Genomic DNA, 2,090 nt, shown 5'->3' with positions numbered 1-2,090 from the left:
TCAGCGAGGCGGACAGCAGCGAGAGGATCACAGCCGAAAAGGCCACGGTAAGGTTATCGCTGACCTGATCGAGTTGTCCGCCGGACAATCCCTTGAGCGCCGGGCCCATGGGAATCATTGTGGCCACAAGTCCGAGCATCGGCGTGATGCGGGTGACGATGCGCGGAACCTCAAGGCGTTTGAATGCCAGCGTTTCCAGTTCGACCGAGCTCATCTGCGGCGCCTGGCGCCAGCTATGCAACAAGTCGAAGCCGCGTGCGTCACCCAGGCGGCGCTGTCGCGACTGCCAGAGAAAACCGCCTACCGCGTGGAAGGAATAGAGAAACATCAGGATGACTGCCAGGAGCACGGGGAGCATGAACAGTTGGCTGGCGCTGTAAAGTGCCGATTCGATGATGTATTGCATGGGGTCTCCTAAGGTCATGCATGGGCCGGCCGGCGCCGGGCCTGTTGGTGAACTCCGACCAGCAGGGCCAGTGCTACTAGCAATATCGTCACCAATGGCAACCAATCGAAGGGCTGCGGCTTGGCCTGCTGCTTTTCCAGTTTCTGGCCTTGCACCTGTTCCATTGGTGCGGCGCCGCTAGGCTCGCTGGGCTGTGTCTCGGCGGCATTGTCGAGTGGCGTAGCGAGGCCGAAACCACTGGCGGCCTGCCCGACGTATTCGCTGAACTTGGCGTTGTCGCTGACCACGTCATGCTGCTCGGCCAGCTTCTGCCAGCGTTGCGCCAGCTGCTGCAGGGTCTGGGCGTCGGTGTCCCAGTACTCCTTGCGTGCGGCTTCCAGCAGCCGTTCGATCAGTTGCGCCTGGGCTTGTGGATGGTGCTGCTCGAACCATTCGTTGATGTCCAGATCGAGCTTGTCATCAACGTAGACGGCCTTGAACTCGTCCCACTGGTCGCTGCGCACGGTCTCCGGCGCAGTGACCTGCCATCCCCAGAGGTTGTTGGCAGTGCCCAGCACCTCCAGCGCACCGCTGTAGCCTTCGGCCTGAATCGATTTGACCCAGCCAGGATGGAAGTAGCGGGCACGCAGATCGCGAGCGAGAAAGCCAGCGGCGGTTTCGCTGCGTGGGTTGTCGGCGTCGCGCAGGTTGGTGACGTACAGCTCCGGCGACTGGCCATCCAGATGGCGCACGGCCAGGCCCAGGCCGCCCAGGTACTGGAAGGGATCATCGGTGGTTAGCATGCCGTAGAGGTTGGAGGAGCGCGACAGCACCGCGCCCTGCACGCCGCGCAACTGCTCGGCATAGAGGTTCACCGTGGCTTTCTCGCCCCAACGCTCGCTGTCCGGGCCGTAGGCGAACTGCATCTGGTTCAGGTACAGCTCGGCCAGTTTTTCCTCGCCGGCGGCGCGGTCCTGGCCACCGTCGGCGGCTTCACCGAAGCTGTCGCTGGCCAGCGTGGCGTCCTCCAGGCCGGTGCTGTAGGCGCCGGATTCGGAGGAGAAGATCCGCGTGCGCGCAGCCAGCGAGGCTTCTGCGGCGGGCAATCCGCGTTGCAGCAGCGCCTGCTCGATGCGCCGGCTGTTGGCGGCAATGACGTTGCCCGGCTCGTCCAGCGTGCTGGCCTGGTCGGCGGCCTGGGCGAGCCAGTGCATGACGTTGGGGAACTGGTCGCGGTACAGGCCGGTGGCGGAGATCACCGCGTCGATGCGCGGACGACCGAGCTCGGCAGCCGGAATTGCCTCGATGCCGATCACTCGTCCGGCAGCATCCCACTGCGGCTTGAAGCCCATCACCGCCAGCACCTGGGCTTCGAGCATGCCGAAGTGGCGCATGGTTTCCACCGACCAGAAAGTGAAGGCCAGCTTGCTCGGATAGTCGCCGTGCAGCTCGCGATGCTGCTCGATCAGCCGCTCCGCGGCGAGCTTGCCGGCTTCCCAGGCTTCGCGGGTGGGAATGCGCGAGGGATCGAATCCGTACAGGTTGCGCCCGGTGGGCAGGCTCTCGGGATTCTTGATCGGATCGCCACCGTAGGAGCTGGGCACGTGGCGGCCCTGCAGCGCCGTGAAATAGCCTTTCAGCTCACTGTCGCTGCCCAGTTTCTGCCAGTAGTTGCGCCCGCGCTCCAGTAGTTCGCCGACGGCCG

The 2,090-nt window shown here is 64.4% G+C and carries 2 protein-coding genes; both read right to left on the bottom strand.

Annotated features, from left to right (window positions below; genetic code table 11):
• On the bottom strand, window positions 1-406 hold a 406-nt coding region (locus VGF12_RS04230), incomplete at its 3' end, for a MotA/TolQ/ExbB proton channel family protein (RefSeq protein ID WP_331174798.1).
• Between the two features lie 14 nt (window positions 407-420).
• Window positions 421-2,090, bottom strand: a 1,670-nt coding sequence (locus tag VGF12_RS04225; RefSeq protein ID WP_331174797.1) for a cobaltochelatase subunit CobN, incomplete at its 5' end; no start/stop codon positions are given.

The organism is Roseateles sp. (assembly GCF_036404855.1).
GTDB lineage: Bacteria > Pseudomonadota > Gammaproteobacteria > Burkholderiales > Burkholderiaceae_C > Pelomonas.
Note: the sequence above shows the minus strand (reverse complement) of the source record. Positions and strands in the feature narration are given on the sequence as shown.